At 64.1% G+C, this 20,904-nt stretch carries 5 protein-coding genes; 2 read left to right on the top strand and 3 right to left on the bottom strand.

Annotated features, from left to right (window positions below):
* The first annotated feature begins 8 nt into the window (after positions 1-8).
* Together AO268_RS27120 and AO268_RS27115 are read left to right on the top strand one after the other, a co-directional pair.
* The gene (locus AO268_RS27120) at positions 9-14,939 is read left to right on the top strand and encodes a non-ribosomal peptide synthetase (RefSeq protein WP_099170406.1); all 14,931 of its coding nucleotides are present in this window, start codon (positions 9-11) and stop codon (positions 14,937-14,939) included.
* A 47-nt stretch (positions 14,940-14,986) separates the two neighbouring features.
* Positions 14,987-15,946: an alpha/beta hydrolase gene (locus tag AO268_RS27115; protein WP_099170405.1), complete on the top strand. Its 960-nt coding sequence runs from the start codon at positions 14,987-14,989 to the stop codon at positions 15,944-15,946.
* Between the two features lie 37 nt (positions 15,947-15,983).
* Here AO268_RS27115 and AO268_RS27110 read toward each other — a convergent pair whose 3' ends face one another.
* The 3 genes from AO268_RS27110 to AO268_RS27100 are packed head-to-tail and all read right to left on the bottom strand — an operon-like array spanning position 15,984 to position 20,529.
* A complete protein-coding gene (locus AO268_RS27110) occupies positions 15,984-17,375 on the bottom strand; it encodes an efflux transporter outer membrane subunit (RefSeq protein WP_099170404.1) in 1,392 nt (463 codons plus the stop codon).
* Positions 17,376-17,382: 7 nt separating this feature from the next.
* Entirely contained in the window at positions 17,383-19,356 is a 1,974-nt protein-coding gene (locus AO268_RS27105) for a MacB family efflux pump subunit (RefSeq protein WP_076963940.1), read from the bottom strand.
* Positions 19,357-20,529 carry an efflux RND transporter periplasmic adaptor subunit gene (locus tag AO268_RS27100; protein ID WP_099170403.1) on the bottom strand — a complete coding sequence of 391 codons (1,173 nt, stop codon included), beginning with the start codon at positions 20,527-20,529 and terminating at the stop codon, positions 19,357-19,359.
* Positions 20,530-20,904 lie beyond the last annotated feature (375 nt).

The following is a 20,904-nucleotide window of genomic DNA, read 5'->3' as shown; positions in this document are numbered from 1 at the left end:
GACAACGCGTGCAAGAGCTAATCGAGTCGGTAGGAAAACTTTCGGCCAAACAAAGAAAGGCGCTGGCCGTTCTGCTCAAGCAGAAAGGCCTGAACCTTTTTACGATTGCCCCGGTTTTCCAGCGCGCGGCCGAAGAACCGCTGTTGCTGTCCTATGCCCAGCAACGGCAATGGTTCCTCTGGCAGTGGGCGCCGCAGAGCACGGCTTATAACATCCCGACGGCCCTGCGACTCAAGGGGCGGCTGGATACTGCTGCGTTGCAACGCAGCATCGAGGCCCTGGTCGACCGACACGAAAGCCTGCGCAGCGTGTTCACTCAACAAGATGATCAACCCTTGCAAGTGATCCTGCCCCCAGGGCCTTTTGCATTGGCTATCGATGAACTGCACCTGCCGCAGGGCGAGTCCCTGGAGGCTCACTTGCAGGCATTCGTTGCCGAGGAAACCGGCAAACTCTTTGATTTGCAGGCAGGCCCGCTGATACGCGCGCGTTTGTTGCGTCTGGCCGCAGATGACCATGTGCTGGTGATGACCTTGCATCACATCGTCTCCGACGGCTGGTCGATGCAGGTCATGGTCGAGGAGCTGGTGCAGTTTTATACAGGCTTCAGCCAGGGCCAGGCCGTCCAGCTGCCGGAGTTGACGATCCAGTATCCCGACTACGCGCAATGGCAGCGCCAGTGGATGGAGGCCGGCGAGCAAGAGCGGCAACTGGCCTATTGGCAAGACAAACTTGGCGGTGAACAACCGGTGCTGGAACTGCCGACCGATTTCCCACGGCCGGCGTTGCAGAGTTTTGCCGGGGCCAGCTGTGGCCTGATTCTGGATGCGGCGCTCGCCGAAGGCCTCAAGGCCCTGGCCAAGCGGGAAAACACCACGCTGTTTGTGCTGTTGCTGGCGTCATTCCAGGCGCTGTTGCACCGTTACACTGGTCAGGAAGACATTCGCGTTGGTGTGCCTGTGGCCAATCGGGGGCGCGCTGAAATCGAGCGTTTGATCGGCTTCTTCGTCAATACTCAGGTGCTCAAGGCGGATATCGATGGCCAGGGCTCCTTCATCGAGTTGCTGCGCCAGGTGCGCCAGACCGCCCAGGATGCCCAGGCCCACCAGGACCTGCCGTTCGAGCAACTGGTGGAGGCGTTGCAGCCCGGGCGCAGCCTGAGCCACAGCCCATTGTTCCAGGTGATGTTCAATCACCAGGCCGAAAGCCGCAACGCTGCGCAAACCGGCCTGGGCGAACTGAGCATTGAGCGCCTGGAATGGCAAAGCCAGACGGCCCAGTTCGACCTGGTGCTCAACACGGTCGAACATGCCCATGGCATCGAAGCGGTGCTCAAGTACGCCACGGATCTGTTCGACGCCAGCACCATCGAGCGCCTGGCACAACACTGGCAGCGCCTGTTGCAGGCCGTGGTGGCTGACCCGACGCAGCGCATTGCCCAATTGCCGTTGCTGGCCGCCGCAGACGAGCGGGTGATCCTCGAAGACTGGAACCGCAGCGCCGTGGCCTACCCGGCCGGGCAGTGCATCCAGCAGTTGATCGAGGAACAGGCGGCGCGTACCCCCGAGGCCCTGGCGCTGGTGTTTGCCGAGCAAGCACTGAACTACGCCGAACTCAATGCCCGGGCCAACCAGTGGGCACACCGCTTGATGGCGCTAGGCGTTGGCCCGGATGTGCTGGTGGGTGTAGCGCTCGAGCGTTCGCTGGATATGGTTATCGGCCTGCTGGCGGTGCTCAAGGCCGGTGGCGCCTATGTGCCGCTGGACCCGGATTACCCGCAGGATCGCCTGGCCTACATGATCGAAGACAGCGGCCTCACGTTGCTGCTGAGCCAGGCCCACCTGGCCTTGCCGATCCCGGCCCATGTGCAGGCGTTGGACCTGGGCCAGGCCCTGGACGGCTACAGCACGGCGAACCCACAGGTCGCGCTGGACCCGGAAAACCTCGCCTATGCGATCTACACCTCCGGCTCCACCGGCAAGCCCAAGGGCGTGATGGTGCGTCATGGCGCGCTGACCAACTTCATCGTCAGCATGGCCGCCGCGCCGGGGATCGCTGCGCAGGATCGCCTGCTGTCGCTGACCACGTTCTCCTTCGACATCTTCGGCCTGGAGCTGTACGCGCCATTGATGGTTGGCGCCCGGGTGGTACTGGCCAGCCAGGACACCCAGCGCGATCCCGAATTGATTCTGCAGCAGGTGCAAGAGCAGGGCATCACGGTACTGCAAGCCACGCCCTCGACCTGGCGCATGTTGCTGGAAAGCCCCAACGCGGGCGTCCTGGCGGGCCGGCGCTTGCTGTGCGGCGGTGAAGCGCTGGCCGATGAGCTGGCGCAGCGCATGACGGCCCTGGGGGCCGAGACCTGGAACCTGTATGGCCCGACCGAGACCACCATCTGGTCGGCCTTGCAGCCGTTGACGGGCGAACACAGCCAGCCGTACCTGGGCAAGGCGATCAATAACACCTCGCTGTACATCCTCGGTGAAGACCTGTCGGCCAACCCGGTGGGGGTGGCCGGCGAGCTGCTGATCGGTGGCGATGGCCTGGCACGCGGCTACTTCGAGCGCCCGGGGCTGACTGCCGAGCGCTTCCTGCCCAACCCCTATGGCGAACCGGGCGGGCGCTTCTACCGCACCGGCGACCTGGCGCGCTACCGGGCGGATGGGGTGATCGACTACATCAGCCGGATCGACCATCAGGTGAAAATCCGTGGGTTCCGCATCGAGTTGGGAGAGATCGAAGCGCGTCTGCTGGAGCACACCGAGGTGCGCGAAGCCGTGGTGGTGGCCCAGGACGGTGCGCACGGTCCGGTGCTGGTCAGTTACCTGGTGGCGCCTGAGGCGGCACAAGACAGCTTGCGTGAAGCGCTGAAACACCGCCTGCAGCAACAACTGCCGGACTATATGGTGCCGCAGCACTGGCTGTTCATGGAGCGCCTGCCGCTGACGCCCAACGGCAAGCTGGACCGCAAGGCCCTGCCCAAGCCGGACGCCAGCCAGGTGCAAAAGCACTATGTGGCGCCGAGCACCGAACGCCAGCGCCAAGTGGCGCAGATCTGGCAGGCAGTACTCAAGCTGGAGCAAGTGGGGCTGACGGACAACTTCTTTGAGTTGGGCGGGCACTCGTTGCTGGCCACCCAGGTCATGTCGCGGGTGCGGCAGTTGCTGGGCGTGGAAGTCCCGCTGCGCACCTTGTTTGAACACAGCACCTTGCAGGCCTTTGTCCAGGCCCTGGAGCCAGAAGCGTCGAGTGTGCAGGCCCCGGCGTTGACCCGGGTCGTGCGCGATCAAGCGTTGCCGCTGTCCTATGCCCAAGAGCGCCAATGGTTCCTCTGGCAGTTGGACCCGGACAGCGCCGCCTACCATATTCCGACGGCGTTACGCCTGCGCGGCGTACTGGATGTGGCTGCTTTGCAGCGCAGTTTCAACGCGCTGCTGGCGCGTCATGAGAGCCTGCGCACGCAGTTTATCGAGGCCGATGGGCGCACCGTGCAGGTGATTCAGCCCGAGATGACACTGACCCTCGCCGTCGAGCCCTTTGGCCCCACAGCCGATTTCGATAGCCGCCTCAAGGCCCGGGTCGATGAGGAAATCAGCCAGTTGTTCAATCTGCAACAAGGCCCGTTGCTGCGGGCCAGGCTGCTGCAATTGGCCAGCGATGACTACGTGCTGATCGTGACCCAGCACCATATCGTCTCCGACCGCTGGTCGATGAAAGTGACCGTGGATGAGTTGATTGAACGCTATGCCGGGTACAGCCAGGGCCGGGACGTGCAACTGCCGGCCTTGCCGATCCAGTACGCCGACTATGCACTGTGGCAGCGCCAGTGGATGGACAGCGGCGAGCGCGAGCGTCAACTGGCCTACTGGCTGGAGCAACTGGCCGGTGAGCAGCCCGTGCTGGAGTTGCCGACCGATCACCCGCGCCCGGCCCAGCAGAGCTACCGTGGCGCGCAAATTCATATCCCGTTGCGCCCAGGGTTGGGCATGGCGTTGAAGCAGTTGGCCCAGCGCGAGCAGGTCACGCTGTTCATGCTGCTGCTGGCTTCGTTCCAGGCCTTGTTACATCGCTACAGCGGGCAAAACGACATTCGGGTCGGGGTGCCCATCGCCAACCGTAACCGGCTGGAGACCGAGGGCCTGATTGGCTTCTTCGTCAATACCCAGGTGCTCAAGGCGCAGTTCAGCGAAGGCCTGTCGTTTCGCGACTTGCTCGGCCAGGTACGCCGCACCGCACTGGCCGGCCAGGCCTGGCAGGACCTGCCGTTCGAGCAGTTGGTCGACCGCTTGCAACCCGAGCGCAGCCTGAGCCATAACCCGTTGTTCCAGGTGATGTTCAACCATCAGAGCCAGGACCCTCAGGTCCAGCACAGCACTCAACTGGGCGCGCTGCAGGTCGAAGGCTTGGGCTGGGAGAGCACCACCGCGCAATTTGACCTGACCTTGAACACCTTTGAATCCGAAGACGGGGTGTCGGCGTCACTGATCTATGCCACTGACCTGTTCGAGGCCGCGACCATCGAGCGCCTGGCCTTGCACTGGCAAACCCTGCTGGAGGGGATTGTCAGCCATCCGCAGCAGTCGGTGGCCGAGCTGGCGCTACTCAGCGCCCACGAGGTGCAACTGATCAGTCACGACTGGAATGCCAACGCTTCGCCCTTTGCCGATCAGCCCGGTATCCAGCATCTGATCGAAGCGCGCGCGGCGCAACAACCGGAGGCCCTGGCCCTGGTGTCGGGCGAGCACACCCTCAGTTACGCCCAACTCAATGCGCGGGCCAACCAGTTGGCACACCGTCTGATCGAGTTGGGGATTGCCGCGGAAGTCCGGGTGGGTGTGGCGATGCCGCGCTCCAGCGAGTTGGTGATTGCCTTGCTGGCGGTCTTGAAGGCCGGTGGCGCCTATGTGCCGCTGGACCCGGATTACCCGCAGGAGCGTGTGGCCTACATGCTTGAAGACAGCCAGGCCAAGGTGTTGTTGACCCAGGCCGGCTTGCTGGCACAACTACCCCAGGGGGACGCCCAGGTACTGCTGGTGGAGGCCGGTGGCCATGAATTTGCCGGGTATCCTGAGCACAACCCGGGGCCGCGTGGGCACTCGTCGAACCTGGCCTATGTGATTTACACCTCCGGCTCCACGGGCAAACCCAAGGGCGTGGCGATTGCCCACCGTAACGTGCTGGCGCTGATCCACTGGTCGCAGCAGGTGTACCGCCAGGCTGACCTGCAAGGTGTCCTGGCCTCGACGTCGGTGTGTTTCGACCTGTCGGTCTGGGAAATTTTCGTCACTCTGGCCAGTGGCGGCTCACTCATCATGGCGCGCAATGCCCTGGAGCTGCCTGAGCTGGCGGCCCGCGATCAAGTGCGCCTGATCAACACCGTGCCGTCGGCGATTGCCGCCCTGCAGCGGGCCGGGCAGATTCCTGCCAGTGTGCGCATCATCAACCTGGCTGGCGAACCGCTGAAGCAGGCGCTGGTAGAAGTCCTCTACGCGCAGCCCACGGTGGCGCACGTCTATGACTTGTATGGCCCATCGGAAGACACCACCTATTCGACCTGGACCCGGCGCGGCCGCGGGGCGTCGGCCAATATTGGCCGGCCCCTGGCCAACACCGCCAGCTACTTGCTGGACCGCCAGTTGCAAAGCGTACCGGTGGGCGTCGCGGCCGAGCTGTACCTGGCGGGCGAAGGCATTACCCGTGGCTACCTGTTCCGCCCCGGCCTGACTGCCGAGCGCTATGTGCCCAACCCGTTCTCGACCACGGGCGAGCGTCTGTACCGTACCGGCGACCTGACCCGTTACCGCGCCGATGGCGTGCTCGAATACGTTGGGCGCATCGACCATCAGGTCAAGGTGCGTGGCTTCCGTATCGAATTGGGGGAAATCGAGGCGCGGTTGCTGGCTCTTGAGTCGGTGCGCGAAGGCGTGGTGTTGGCGATCGACGGGGCCAGCGGCCAGCAGTTGGTGGCCTATCTGGTGGCATCGGTCAGTGCCAGCGCAGGGCCGGCCGCCCTGGGCGAGGCGATCAAGGCGCAACTCAAGGAGCACTTGCCGGAGTACATGGTGCCGGCGCATGTGGTGTTCCTCGACCAGTTGCCGCTGACCCCCAATGGCAAGCTCGACCGCAAGGCTTTGCCGGCCCCGGACCTGACCCAGAACCTGCGGGCTTATCTCGCCCCGGGCAATGCCCTGGAGCGCCAGCTGGTGGCGATCTGGCAGGACATCCTCAAGCTGGAACAGGTCGGGGTCACCGATAACTTCTTTACCCTGGGTGGCGACTCGATCATCTCGATCCAGGTGGTCAGCCGGGCGCGTCAGGCGGGCATTCGCTTTACCCCCAAAGACTTGTTCCAGCAACAAACCGTGCAGCGCCTGGCGAGGGTGGCCGAGGTCGGCGAACCGGACGTACTCGGTGAGCAAGGCCCGATAAGCGGGACCAGCGCCCTGTTGCCGGTGCAGCAGTGGTTCTTTGAACAGGCCATTGCCGAGCGTCAGCGCTGGAACCAATCGGTGTTGCTCAAGCCCTTGAACCCTTTGGACCCGCAATGCCTTGAGCAGGCCTTGCAGGCGCTGATCAGTCATCACGACGGGTTGCGCCTGAGCTTTGATCCGCAGACCCTGACGGCCCGCTATCGCTCCCTGGCGCAACAGCAGCAGATGCCCGCGCCGCTCTGGCACAAAACCGTGGCCGACCTGGACGAGCTGGAACGGCTTGCCGACCAGGCCCAGGGCAGTCTCGACCTGGAGCAGGGGCCACTCCTGCGCGCCGTGCTCTTTGAGTTGCCCAATGCCCAGCAGCGCCTGTTACTGGTGGTGCATCACTTGGTGGTGGACGGTGTGTCCTGGCGCATTCTGCTGGAGGACCTGCAAGGTGCCTACAAGCAGCTGTTGGCAGAACAGGCGGTGCTGTTTAGCCCCAAGACGGTGTCATTCAAACGCTGGGTCGAGCACGTGCAGGCCTATAGCCAGAGCGCCGCTTTACGGCAACAGTTGCCCTACTGGCAGGCCCAGGGGCTGGCCGATGCCGTGCAACTGCCTTGCGACAACCCGCAAGGCTCACTGCAAAACTGTCACGCCCAGACGGTCTACACGCGCCTGGACTCAACCCTGACCCGCCAGTTGTTGCAAGACACGGCCGCAGCCTATCGGACCCAGATCAACGACTTGCTGTTGGCCGCGTTGGCGCGGGTGGTCTGCCGCTGGACCGGGCAGGGCTCAACGTTGATCCAGCTTGAGGGCCATGGTCGTGAGGAGTTGTCCGAGCCGTTGGACCTGACCCGCACTCTGGGCTGGTTCACCAGTATGTTCCCGGTCAAGCTGACGCCCGCCGACGCGATTGCCGACTCGATCAAACAGATCAAGGAGCAACTGCGTGCGGTACCGGACCGCGGGATCGGCTTTGGCCTGTTGCGTTACCTGGGCGACGAGCCGACGCGCCAGGCCCTGAGTCAACAGGCAGTGCCGCGCATTACCTTCAACTACCTGGGGCAGTTCGACGGCAGTTTCGATGCCGAGGACGCTGGGCTGTTTGTCCCGGCCACTGAAGCCAAAGGCGCCGAGCACAGCCCGCTGGCGTCATTGGGCAACTGGTTGTCGCTCAATGGCCAAGTGTATGGCGGTGAGCTGAGCCTGGGGTGGACCTTCAGTGAGCAGATGTTCAGTGAACCGGTGATCCAGCGCCTGGCCGATGAATACGCCCGGGAGCTTAAGCAACTGATCGAGCATTGTTGCCAGCCGCAGCATCGTGGGCTGACACCGTCGGACTTCCCGCTGGCGAACCTGAGCCAGCAGCAACTGGACGCGTTGCCGGTCAGCGCCGAGGCGATGGAGGATGTGTACGCGTTGTCGCCGATGCAGCGCGGCATGTTGTTCCATGCCTTGTATGAACCACAGGGCGGCAGCTACACCAACCAGGTCCGGCTGGATGTCGAGGGCCTCGATCCGCAGCGTTTCAAGGCGGCCTGGCAAGCCACGATGGATGCCCGCGATGTGTTGCGTACCAGCTTTATCTGGCAGGGCAGCCTGGAGCAACCGGTGCAGGTGGTTCACCCACACGTCAGCGTGCCGTTCACGGTATTGGACTGGCAAGGGCGTGCCGACCTCGAAGCCGCACTGGATGCCCGGGCCTTGGCCGAGCTGGCGCAGGGCTTTGATTTGTCGCAGGCGCCGCTGTTGCGCCTGGTGCTGGTACGCGTCGATGCACAGCGTTATCACTTGATCTATACCAACCACCATATCCTTATGGACGGCTGGAGTGCCTCGCAGTTGATGGGTGAGGTGCTGCAGCGCTACAGCGGTGAAGCGCTGGCGTTGAATGCCGGCCGCTATCGTGACTACATTCAGTGGCTGCAACGCCAGGATGCCGAGGCCAGCGAGCGCTTCTGGAAAGAGCAACTGCTGGCGCTCAATGAGCCGACCCACCTGGCCCGTGCGATTGCATACACACCGGTTGCCGGTGTGCAGACACTCTATGGCGAGCAACGCCAAGTATTGGACGAGCCCACCACCCAGCGTCTGCGCAGTCTGGCCCAGGCTCACAAAGTCACCCTCAACACCCTGGTCCAGGCGGCCTGGCTGTTGCTGCTCAAGCGTTATACCGGGCAAGCGAGCGTGGCGTTCGGGGCCACCGTGTCCGGGCGCCCAGCGGACCTCAAGGGCGTCGAACAACAGATCGGGCTGTTCATCAACACGCTGCCGGTGATTGCCAGCCCACAACCGGAACAAAGCCTGGAAAGCTGGTTACACAGTGTGCAGCAGTTGAACCTACGCCTGCGTGAGTACGAATACACGCCGCTGTTCGACATTCAGCGCTGGGCAGGGCAAGACGGTGGTGACCTGTTCGACAGCCTGTTGGTGTTCGAGAACTACCCGGTGTCTGCGGTGCTGGAGCAAGAAGCACCGCAGGAACTGGTGTTCAAGAACGTCAGTTATTTCGAGCGGACCAACTACCCGTTGACCGTGATGATTGGCGTCGGTCAGACCCTGGCGTTCAACTTCAGTTACCAGTGTGGGCATTTCGCGGCTTCGAGCATTGCTCAGGTGAGCGAACAACTGCTGGCGGTGCTTGAGCAGATGCTTGAGGTGGCAGCGGGCAGTCCGCTGGGCGAACTCAAGCTGTTTGCGGCCAGCCAGCAGCAAATGCTGCATGACTGGAACCGCAGCGCCGTGGCCTACCCGGCCGGGCAGTGCATCCAACAGTTGATCGAGGAACAGGCGGCGCGTACCCCCGAGGCCCTGGCGCTGGTGTTTGCCGAGCAAGCACTGAGCTACGCCGAACTCAACGCCCGGGCCAACCAGTGGGCACACCGCCTGATGGAGCTAGGTGTTGGCCCGGATGTGCTGGTGGGCGTGGCGCTCGAGCGTTCGCTGGATATGGTTATCGGCCTGCTGGCGGTGCTCAAGGCTGGTGGTGCCTATGTGCCGCTGGACCCGGACTACCCGCAGGATCGCTTGACCTACATGATCGAAGACAGCGGCCTCAAACTGCTGTTGAGCCAGGCCCATTTGGCCTTGCCGACCCCGGCTGATGTGCAGGTATTGGATTTGGGTCAGGCCCTGGACGGCTACAGCACGGCGAACCCGCAGGTCGCATTGGACCCGGAAAACCTCGCCTATGCGATCTACACCTCCGGCTCCACCGGCAAGCCCAAGGGCGTGATGGTGCGCCATGGCGCGCTGACCAACTTCATCGTCAGCATGGCCGCCGCGCCGGGGATCGCTGCGCAGGATCGCCTGCTGTCGCTGACCACGTTCTCCTTCGATATCTTCGGCCTGGAGTTGTACGCGCCGTTGCTGGTCGGCGCCCGTGTGGTACTGGCCAGCCAGGACACCCAGCGCGATCCCGAATTGATCCTGCAACAGGTGCAAGAGCAGGGCATCACGCTGCTGCAAGCCACGCCCTCGACCTGGCGCATGTTGCTGGAAAGCCCCAACGCGGGGGCCCTGGCGGGCCGGCGCTTGCTGTGCGGCGGCGAGGCGCTGGCCGATGAGCTGGCGCAGCGCATGACGGCCCTGGGGGCGCAAACCTGGAACCTGTATGGCCCGACCGAAACCACCATCTGGTCGGCCTTGCAGCCGTTGACGGGCGAACACAGCCAGCCATTCCTGGGCAAGGCGATCAATAACACCTCGCTGTACATCCTCGGTGAAGACCTGTCGGCCAACCCGGTGGGTGTGGCCGGCGAGCTGTTGATCGGTGGCGATGGCCTGGCGCGCGGCTATTTCGAGCGCCCGGGGCTGACTGCCGAGCGTTTCCTGCCCAACCCCTATGGCGAGCCGGGCGGGCGTTTCTACCGCACCGGTGACCTGGCGCGCTACCGCGCAGACGGGGTGATCGACTACATCAGCCGGATCGACCATCAGGTGAAGATCCGTGGGTTCCGCATCGAGTTGGGAGAGATCGAAGCGCGTCTGCTGGAGCAAACCAGCGTTGTCGAGGCCGTGGTGGTGGCTGTTCCCGGACCCACCGGGCCGCGCCTGGTCGGTTATGTGGTGCCTCAAGACCGCTGGCTGCTGGCGGCCGAACAACCGCGCCAGGCGGATTTCGTCAGCCAGCTGAGCGAGCAATTGAGCATCAACCTGGCCGATTACATGGTGCCGTCTGCCCTGGTATTGCTTGAGCGCATGCCGTTGACTCCCAACGGCAAGCTGGACCGCAAGGCCCTGCCGGTGCCGGACCAGGCATTGGCCCAATCGGCGTTCGTCGCGCCCGGCAGCGAGGTCGAACGTCTGCTGGCCGAGATCTGGCAAGGTGTGTTGGGGGGTCGTCAGGTTGGGGTGAGCGATAACTTCTTTGCCCTGGGGGGCGACTCCATCAGCTCGATCCAGGTGGTCAGCCGTGCCCGTCAGGCGGGCCTGGAGCTGAGCCCCCGGGATATTTTCCAGCACCGTAGCATCGAGGCCCTGGCCCGGCATATCCGCTGGGCTGTACCGGCGATTGCGGCTGACAGCACCTTTAGCGAACAACCGTTGCATGGGCTCAGCGATGAACAGTTGCAGGGGCTTGGGTTGCCTCTGGAGCGTATCGAACAGCTGTATCCCTTGTCGCCCATGCAGCAGGGTATGTTGTTCCTCGGGCTGAATGCGCCGGATGCCGAGCTCTACATCAACCAGTTGAGCATTCCGGTGCAGGGCCTGGATGTCGAGCGCTTCAAACGCGCCTGGGGCGCGGCTTGCGAGCGGCATGCCATTTTGCGCACCGGCTTTGTCTGGCAAGGCCTGGAGCAGCCGTTGCAATTTGTCATGGCGCGCCTTGAGCTGCCATTGGTCGAGTTGGACCTGCAAGGCGCCAACGATTTGCCCCAACGCCTGGAGCAGTTGGCCCGCGATGAGCGTGAACGGGGCTTCGATCTGGAGCGCCCGCCGTTGCAGCGCATTGTCCTGGCACGGCTGGGGCCCGACAGCTACCAGATGGTCTGGACCTATCACCACTTGCTGATCGACGGCTGGAGCGTGTCGCAACTGCTGGGAGAGATCCTGCAGCACTACTCGGGCGCAGCGTTGCCGGAGCCTGTGGCCTATCGCAATTACATCGCCTGGCTGCGCCAGCAAGACCCACAGGCCAGCCAGGCGTTCTGGAGCCAGCAGTTGGCACGCCTGGACGCGCCGACCTACCTGGCCAATGCGTTTGCGACCGGGCAACGCGGCCACGGCCATCATGCGTTGTACAGCCGCCTGGGCGAGGCCGCGACCGAACGCTTGAAAGGTTTTGCGCAAGCCCAGCACGTCACGCTCAATACCCTGGTGCAAGCGGCCTGGCTGATCTTGCTCAGTCGCTACAGCGGCCAGAGCAGCGTGGCGTTCGGCGCCACGGTTGCCGGGCGTCCGGCTGAACTGGCCGATTCCGAACGCATGCTGGGGTTGTTCATCAACACCCTGCCGGTGATTCAAGTGATCGATCCTGCGCGCCCAGTGGGTGACTGGCTACGCGAAATCCAGGATTACAACCTGCAACTGCGCGAACGCGAGTACACGCCGCTGTCCGATGTACAACGCTGGGCCGGGCGCAGTGGCCAGGCCTTGTTCGACAGCATTATCGTGTTTGAAAACCACCCGGTCGACCAGGCCCTCAATGCGGTCGAGGATCCACGCCTGCGCTTTGGCGAGACCGGCAGCTACGGGCGCACTGACATCCCGATGGACCTGATGGTGACGCTCGAAGACGGCCTGGTCATCGAGTACATGTACTTGCAGGCGCATTTCGACGAAGCCTCGGTGCAGAGCATTCGCCGCAACATGGAAGGGCTGCTGGAACAACTGGCGAGCAATGCGCATCAGCTGTTGGGCACTCTCGGTCTGCCTGAGGCACTGACTGGCGAGGCGCAGCCGGTGGAGGCCGGATTCGATGGCCTGTATGTGCACCAGCGTATTGCCCGGCATGCCGCCCGTGCGCCGCAGCAACCTGCCGTGTTGTTTGGCGAGACCGTGTGCGGCTATGCCGAACTGGACGCCGCCGCCAACCGCCTGGCGCACCTGTTGGTCGCCGAAGGCGTGGGGCCAGAGGTGCGAGTGGGGGTGGCCATGCCACGCGGCGAGTCGTTGATCGTGGCCTTGCTCGCGGTCTTCAAGGCCGGTGGCGCCTATGTGCCGCTGGACACCGGCTACCCCAAGGAGCGTCTGGCCTACCTGATGGAAGACTCCGGGATTGCCTTGCTGCTGACCGACACCGCGTTGCGCCAGACGCTGCCGGTATTGGCCCATGTGCGGGTGCTGGAACTCGATCGACTGGACCTCGCCGACCGGCCCGCGACAGACCCGCAAGTGCCGCTGCACGCGCAAAACCTGGCCTACGTGATCTACACCTCGGGGTCTACCGGCCTGCCCAAAGGCGTGGCAGTGGCCCATGGTCCGCTGGCCATGCATTGCCGGGCGATTGGCGAGCGCTACAGCATGGGGCCTGAAGACTGCGAATTGCTGTTTATGTCCTTTGCCTTCGACGGTGCCCATGAGCGCTGGCTGACCACGCTGACGCACGGCGGGCGCCTGTTGATTCGCGATGACAACCTGTGGACGCCGGAACAGACCTTTGCGGCCTTGCACCAGCATCGCGTGAGCGTCGCGGCGTTCCCGCCGGTGTACCTGCAACAGTTGGCCGAGCATGCCGAGCGTGAAGGTAACCCGCCGGCGGTGCGCATCTATTGCTTTGGCGGGGATGCGGTGCCGCAGGCCAGCCTGGCCCTGGCACAGCGAGCCTTGCAACCGCAGTTCATCATCAACGGCTATGGCCCGACCGAAACCGTGGTCACGCCGCTGATCTGGAAGGCGGGGCCCGACGACACCTGCGGGGCGGCTTACGCGCCCATTGGCAGCAAGGTCGGTGCGCGCAGCACCTATGTCCTGGACAGCGACCTGAACCCCTTGCCTAAAGGCGTCGCGGGTGAGTTGTACCTGGGGGGCTACGGCATGGCCCGGGGTTACCTGGACCGTGCGGGGCTGACGGCCGAACGTTTTGTAGTGGACCCGTTCAGCCTCGACGGTGGGCGCTTGTACCGTACCGGTGACTTGGTGCGCGAACGCCAGGATGGGGTCTTCGATTATCTGGGCCGTATCGACAACCAGGTGAAGATCCGTGGGTTCCGTATAGAACTGGGCGAAATCGAATCGCGCCTCAAGGGCTGTGCCGGGGTGCGGGACGCCGTCGTCGTCGCCCGTGAAGGTGGCAGCGGCAAGCAACTGGTCGGCTATGTGGTGCCCCAGGACATGCAGGGCGACCGCAACTGGTGCGAGCACCTGCGCGAACAACTGCGGGGCGAGTTGCCGGACTACATGGTGCCGGCGCACATGATGGTGCTGGCGCGTATGCCGCTGACCCCCAATGGCAAGCTCGACCGCAAAGGCCTGCCAGACCCCGATATCAACCAGCAGCAACGCGGCTATGTCGCGCCGCGCACCGAGCTGGAGACAGCCCTGGCGCAGATCTGGCAGAACGTACTCAAAGTCGAGCAGGTCGGCCTGACGGACAACTTCTTCGAGCTGGGTGGCGACTCGATCCTCAGCCTGCAAGTGGTGGCCAAGGCGCGTGCGCTGAAGGTGCATGGCTTTAGTCTGAAACTGCGCGACCTGATGCAGAAACCAACGATTGCTGAACTGACCGGCAGCGCTGAGGCGCCGGCGCCTGAGGCGAAACCGACGTCGATGCTGACGATGAATCAGGCGGGGACGCAACTGGCCCCCTTGTTCTGTGTACACGCCGGCTTTGGCACGGTATTCGACTACGAGCCCGTGGCGCGGCTGTTGGCCGGGCGCCGCTCGGTGCAGGCGATTCAGTGCCGCATGCTGCTTGACGCCCACTGGCAGGAGCAGTCGCTGGAGCACATGGCCGTGGCTTACGTCGCTGACTTGCGCACACGGCAACCCGAGGGGCCTTACCATTTGCTGGGCTGGTCCCTGGGCGGCACGCTGGCCATATTGATGGCGGCGGAGCTGGAGCGCCAGGGCCAGCAGGTCGAGTTCCTTGGCCTGATGGACAGTTTCGTTCCGGGCACCGAGCCCGGTGCGCAGAGGGATGAGGGGCTGGAGGATCTGCACGCGTTTATCCAGGTGATGATGCCTGGCGTGCAGGCGACCCTGCCGCTGACCCTGGATGAAAGCCCGGCGGGCTTGCGTCAACTGTTCGCCGGCTTACTCGCGCAGCAGACGGTCGCCGTAGGCTCGCTGTCCCAGGTGTTGGGGGCGGATGAGCTGGGGCATATCTTCAGCGTGGCTCGGCGTCTCAAGCATTTGTCCCAGGCATTGGTCCGGTGCCCGCCGATCCAGGCGACGCCTCATTGTTGGTGGGCCGCAGGCCATGAAGCGGCGGCCCAGGCATTGAGCCTGCAAATAGGCCAGGACGCTGGCGGTCCGAGCTTGCCTTGCGGGCATTTTGAAGTGCCCCGCAATCCGCGTTTCCTTGAGAGCCTGGATCAGGCCCTTACCCGGTTGCTGAACCCCATCAGCGCTTGAACCTGAACCTGGCCGGGCGCATCGCCTGGCCAGTATGGAGTTGTTTCATGTCGTTAAACCCTGATATTGCCGCCTTCCTTGAATTGGTCGGTGCCGGTCGTGACAGCGGCAAGCGCACGGCCATGCATCAGTTGAGCCCACAAGCCGCCCGTGAACAGTTTGATCAATCCTCCCAGTTGATGATGGCTGACTGCGAGGAGTTGCCACGGGTTGAAAACCTGTCGATAACGGTACGTGACGGCAGCCACCTGCACGCGCGCCTGTACAGCGCCGCGCTGCCTGGCGCCAGCAGTGCTGCGGTGTTGTATTTCCATGGGGGCGGTTATGTGGTCGGCAGCCTCGACTCACACGATGCGCTGTGTCGTGCGCTGGCGGCGCGGGCCGGTTGCGTGGTGATTGCCGTGGGTTATCGACTGGCACCGGAGTGGGTATTTCCCACGGCGGTCCACGATGCCCAGGACGCCTGGCACTGGCTGTTGCAGGAAGCTGAGGCCCTGGGTATCGATCCGACGCGCCTGGCCGTGGCCGGTGACAGTGTCGGCGCCAGCCTGGCCACGGTGTTGTGCAATCAGTTGGCGGTTGATCCGCGCCAGGCCCAGCCGTGCTTGCAGGTGTTGATCTACCCGGTGACCGATGCCAGCCGCCCGACCGCTTCGTTGCAGCGTTATGGCTCGGGCTATCTTTTGGAAAAGGACACGCTGAGCTGGTTCTATGAGCATTACGCTGGCGAGCCCAGTGACCGCCTGGATCCGCGCTTTTCACCGCTGTTGGCGCAGATTGCACCGAACGTGGCGCCGGTGTTGCTGGCGGTGGCCGAGTGCGATCCGCTGCATGACGAAGGGGTGGCCTATGCCGCTCACTTGCAAGCGGCGGGCGTGGCGGTGGATATGAAGCTTTATGCGGGCATGACCCATGATTTTATGCGGATGGGGGCGATTGTCGACGAGGCTGAAGAGGCGCTGGAGTGGATCGCCGACGCATTGCGGGTAGCGTTCGCGCGCCACTGACCGCCCGGCTCAAGCGTAGGCGCCGGCAAGCCGGCGCCTACTGTGCCTGCCAGCCTCCGCCCAGGGCCTTGTACAGCGCCACACTGGCCTCCAGCCGCGCCTGGCGCAGTTGCACGTTCAGGTCCTGGGCGGCATAGAGCGTGCGTTGGGTTTCCAGTACCGTCAGCAAGTCTTCCGCGCCGGCCTCATAGCGGCTCTGGGCGAGGCGGAAGGCGGTCTGCGCCTGGCTCAACTCCTCACGCTGCCACTGGCGTTGTTCGTCGAGCTGGCGAATGCTGTTCAGGGCCTTTTCCACATCGGCAAAGCCATTGATGATCGCCCCGCGATAGGTGTGCAGCAATTCTTCCTGGCGTGCCGTAGCCCTGTCGCGTTCGGCGCCGAGGCGACCGTTGTTGAAGATCGGCGCGACCAGCCCGCCCGTAAGGCTGTAGAGCGGGTTGCGCAGTATATCGGCCGCGCGATTGGCGCCGGAGCTGAGATTGGCGGTCAGGGTGACTGTGGGCAGCATGGCGGCGCGGGCGACGATGATGTCGGCCTGGGCCGCCGCCAGTTGTGCTTCGGCGCTGGCGATGTCCGGGCGGCGGCTGAGCAGATCGCTGGGGACTCCGGCAGCAATGCTGGGCCAGCGCAGTTGGTCAAAGGATTGATCGGTAAATTGCAGGGCCTGTACCGGTTGGCCGAGCAGGGCTGCCAGGCTGATCCGGGCGGCTTCGGTGCGTTGGCGCACTTGCGGTAGCTGGCGTTGCTGCGCGGCGACCAGGCTCTTTTGCTGCGCCAGTTCCAGCGGGGTGGCAGAGCCGGCGTCATGGCGGGTCTGCACCAGTTTGAGGACGCTTTGCGCATTGGCCAGGTTCAGCTCGGCGATACGCTGTTGTTCATGCAGTGCCAGCAGTTGGGTGTAGGTCGTGGCCACGCCGCTGAGCAGGGTCAACTCCACCGTGGCGCGGTCGAATTCGCTGGCGCGCACGGCCAGTTGCGCGCTGTCGCGTGCAGCACGCTTGCCGCCCCAGAAGTCGATTTCGTAGGTGGCGGTGAGGTTCGTACTGAAGTAGTCCACCGCGTCGTTGTTGCTGCTTTGCAGTTGATTGTTGCCCGTGCCCCGCAGCTGTTTCTGCCGGTTGGCGCTGAGCCCGCCCGTGAGTGCGGGCAGCAAGGGCGCGCCGGCGACCACCGCGCTGGCCTGGGCCTGGCGTACCCGGGCCATGGCGCTGGCCAGGTCATGGCTGGTGCTGCGGGCCTGTTCGATCAGTTGGTTGAGCGGTGGGCTGGCAAATGCCGTCCACCATTGCCGGTTGACGTGCACAAGGGCGGCGTCGCTCGCGGTGTTCCAGGCGGCAGGTGCTTGCAGGCCGCTGTCCGGGCGCGGCGCCGGGCTGCTGCACGCGGCCAGCAGCAGGCTGGCGGCGATAAGGGTCAACTGCGCTTTCATAGGGCGATCATTCACTGGTAAGGGCCGTGACCGGGTCGAGCCGGGCTGCTTTGCGGGCCGGCATAAAGCCGAAGATGACACCGGTGACCAGTGCACAGGCGAAGGCGCCCAGGGCGGCGGGCAGCGAAAAGGCGACCGCCACGCTGCTGAGGATCAATGCGCCGCCGACCAGCAGGGCCAGGCCGATCCCCGCCACCCCGCCGACCACCGTGAGCATCACCGCTTCGGTGAGGAACTGGCGCAGGATGTCCCGCTGCCGGGCGCCGGTGGCCATGCGGATGCCGATTTCCCGGGTGCGTTCGCGCACGGTCATCAGCATGATATTCATCACGCCAATGCCGCCCACCAGCAGCGAGATGGCGGCAATCGAGCCGAGCATCAGCGACAGGGTGTTCTGGGTGCGGGCCTCGGCCTGGATCATCGCGGCGTTGTTGGTCAGTTCGAAATCCCGCTTGCCGTTGTGCAGGCGCAGCAGCAACTGGTCGATGGCTTTTTCGGCCTCATGGACCTTGCGCGCATCGGCGGCGGCAATCACCACGTATTCAGGGTTATAGCTGCCGAACAGGCGGATACTCGCGGCGGAGTAGGGGATGGCGACACGGTCGTCGCTGTCCTTGTCGCCGGAGCTGGCGCCTTTTTCGGCGAGTACGCCGATCACCTGGAACGGCACGTTTTCGATCAGGATGTATTGGCCGATGGGGCTCGGCAGGTCCTTGAACAGCTTGTCACGCACCCGTTTGCCAATCACCGCGACGGTGGCGGCGGCGCGCTCGTCCGCTTCGGTGAAGTAGCTGCCCTCGACCACCGGCCAGTTGAAGATTGCCGGAAAGTTGGTGTCGTTGCCGCCCACGTAAGCCATATGGTCCACATTGCCAAAACGCACCCCGGCTTCCGCGCCATTGACCGGCATGATGCGCTTGACCTGGGGCAGGGCGGCCATGGCCGCGACGTCGCTCATGGTGATAATCCCGGGCGGCGTACGCGGGTTGGGGGCCGAGCCGCTGACGTAGAGGATATTGGAGCCAAAGGCGCCCATCTGCGCCATGACCTGGCGCTTGCTGCCTTCACCCACGGCCAGCATCACCACCACCGAGGCCACGCCGATAATGATCCCCAGCAGGGTCAGGGCGGTGCGGAAACGGTTGATCCACATCACCCGCCAGGCCGCCTGCACCGCGTCCAGCAATTCGGCTTTCCAGGCGCCGTTGTGTTCGGCGCCATCGGCCAGGCGCTGGCGCAAGTCCACCGCCTGCAACGCCTTGGGGTTGGGCGCGGCGGTGGATAAGGCGCAGGCATTGGGCGTGTCGCTGATGATCAGGCCGTCGCGGATCTCGATGATGCGCTTGGCCCTGGCCGCCACTTCGCGGTCGTGGGTGATCAGGATCACCACATGGCCCTGGCTGGCCAGTTCATCGAGCAGGCTCATGACCTCGGCGCCGCTGTGGCTGTCGAGCGCGCCGGTGGGTTCGTCGGCGAGGATGATATGGCCGCCGTTCATCAGGGCGCGGGCAATCGACACCCGTTGCTGCTGGCCGCCGGACAGTTGGTGCGGGCGGTTTTCGGTACGCCCGGCCAACCCCAGGCGGGTCAGCAGGGCGGCGGCGCGGGCGTGGCGTTCAGCGGCGGGCGTACCGGCATAAATCGCCGGCATCTCGACGTTTTCCTGGGCCGAGCCGGACGGGATCAGGTGATAGCCCTGGAATACAAAGCCAAAGGCCTCGCGGCGCAGCCAGGCCAGTTCGTCAGTGTCCAACTGGGCGACGTTTTCCCCGGCGAACAGGTATTGGCCGACGGTGGGCCGGTCAAGGCAACCGAGGATATTCATCAAGGTGGACTTGCCGGAACCGGACGCGCCGACAATCGCCACGAATTCCCCGGCATGGATCGACAGGTCGATCCCGCGCAGCACATCGACCTGGGGTGCATCGCCGCCGCCATAGGATTTGCGGATGTCGCGCAGTTCGATCAGTGGCGTCAACATTCAACCTCCGCTGCTGTCGGCGGGGCCGATCAGCAGGTGGTCGCCTTCATTGAGGCCGTCAAGGACCTGGATGCGCAGGCGATCGCTGATGCCCACCCGTACTTCGCGGTCTTCGATACGTCCATCCTTGGCCACCACCCGCGCCAGTTGGGTGTCGGGGCGGGTGCTGCCTTGCAGGGCCGCGACCGGCGCGGTCAGCACATTGATGGCTTGGCTGGCGACGAAGAACACCTGGGCGGTCATTTCTGCCATCAGCGCATTGTCGGCGTTATCCACATCCAGCAGCACGGTGTAGAGCACTACGCGGCCGCTGCCGCTCTTGTTTGAGCTGCTGGGGCTGCCGCCGCCCTGGCTGGTTTCGTTGAGGGGCTTGGGCGGCACCGGGAGGATCTGGCGCACAGTGCTGGTCCAGCGCCGGTTGCCGCCGCTCAGGGTGGTGAAATAGGCCTGCATGCCCGGTTTGACATGGCCGATATCGGCCTCCGAGACTTCCGCCCAGACGGTCATCGGCGACAGGTTGGCAATGCGCAAAATCAGCGGCGTCTGTTGCTGGCTGTTGAGGGTCTGGCCTTCGCGGGCATCCACGGCCACCACCGTGCCGGAGATCGGCGCATAGATGCGGGTATAGCCCAGTTCGGCCTGGTCCACCCGCAACGTGGCCTGGGCCTGGCTGATCTGGGCCTTGAACATATTGATGCGCGCCTGGGTGGCGTCCAGTTCGGCCTGGGCGGTCTGAACGTCTTCATCGCGGGTGGCGCCGCCGGCGGCCAGGCGTTGCTGGCGCTGGTATTTCTGCTGGGCCAGGCGGTGTTGCGCGTGCTGCTCTTGCAGTTGCGCCTGCAGATTGGCGATGGAGTAACGGGTGGCGTCGAGCTTGGCTTGTTGGGTGGCAGGGTCGATCTCTACCAGCAGGTCGCCTTCCTTGACCTGGGCGCCGGCCTCGACGTGAATCTTGCGGATCTGCCCGGAGGCCTGCGCGCCCACATCGACGTAACGCCGCGGTTGCAGGGTGCCCAGGGCCGTCACGCTGCTCTCGATATCGCCCCGGTGCACTTGCAGCGTGGCAAATTTATCCCGGCCGGGCGGGATCAGTTGCCAGGCGGCAAAGGCCGCCACGGGGATCAGGCAAAGTGCTGCCAGCAGAGCGCGCCGGGTGTGTCGGGGACGGTTCATGCACGGGTTCCAGCCAGGAAAGTTCGGACCGCGGCTTAATCGCCCAAACGGGGGCAGCGACAGGCGCGGGAAGCTGTCAGGTAAACGAGGGATTTGCCCTGAAATTTAAGTGCTTACATACGCCGTTACAGCTGGGCGAAACGCCAGTACCCGAGAACGTATACAAGGCTTGTTTAAAGCCATATGAGAATTATTCTAAATTAGATGGGTTCAAACTGCCATTACTGCATTGCCGCATCAGTTGCCGCCGCGCCTGCCAGAGTGAATCCAGCGCGCGCCTTAAATTTTTTTTCATTGTCCTCGTTTCCTATCAACACATGGCCTGTTGTTCAGCAGGTCGCCCAGGCTTTCCGCCCCACTGCCACGGGGCTTATC

Origin of the sequence: Pseudomonas sp. ICMP 8385, assembly GCF_002699915.1 — a bacterium.
Classification (GTDB): domain Bacteria; phylum Pseudomonadota; class Gammaproteobacteria; order Pseudomonadales; family Pseudomonadaceae; genus Aquipseudomonas; species Aquipseudomonas gessardii.
This window is presented reverse-complemented; position numbering and strand designations above follow the sequence as displayed.

Excerpts from the sequence above, each read along its gene's own strand:
- AO268_RS27100 (WP_099170403.1), bottom strand. The coding sequence starts at position 20,529 with ATGAACCGTCCCCGACACACCCGGCGCGCTCTGCTGGCAGCACTTTGC.
- AO268_RS27105 (WP_076963940.1), bottom strand. The coding sequence starts at position 19,356 with ATGTTGACGCCACTGATCGAACTGCGCGACATCCGCAAATCCTATGGC.
- AO268_RS27110 (WP_099170404.1), bottom strand. The coding sequence starts at position 17,375 with ATGAAAGCGCAGTTGACCCTTATCGCCGCCAGCCTGCTGCTGGCCGCG.
- AO268_RS27115 (WP_099170405.1), top strand. The coding sequence starts at position 14,987 with ATGTCGTTAAACCCTGATATTGCCGCCTTCCTTGAATTGGTCGGTGCC.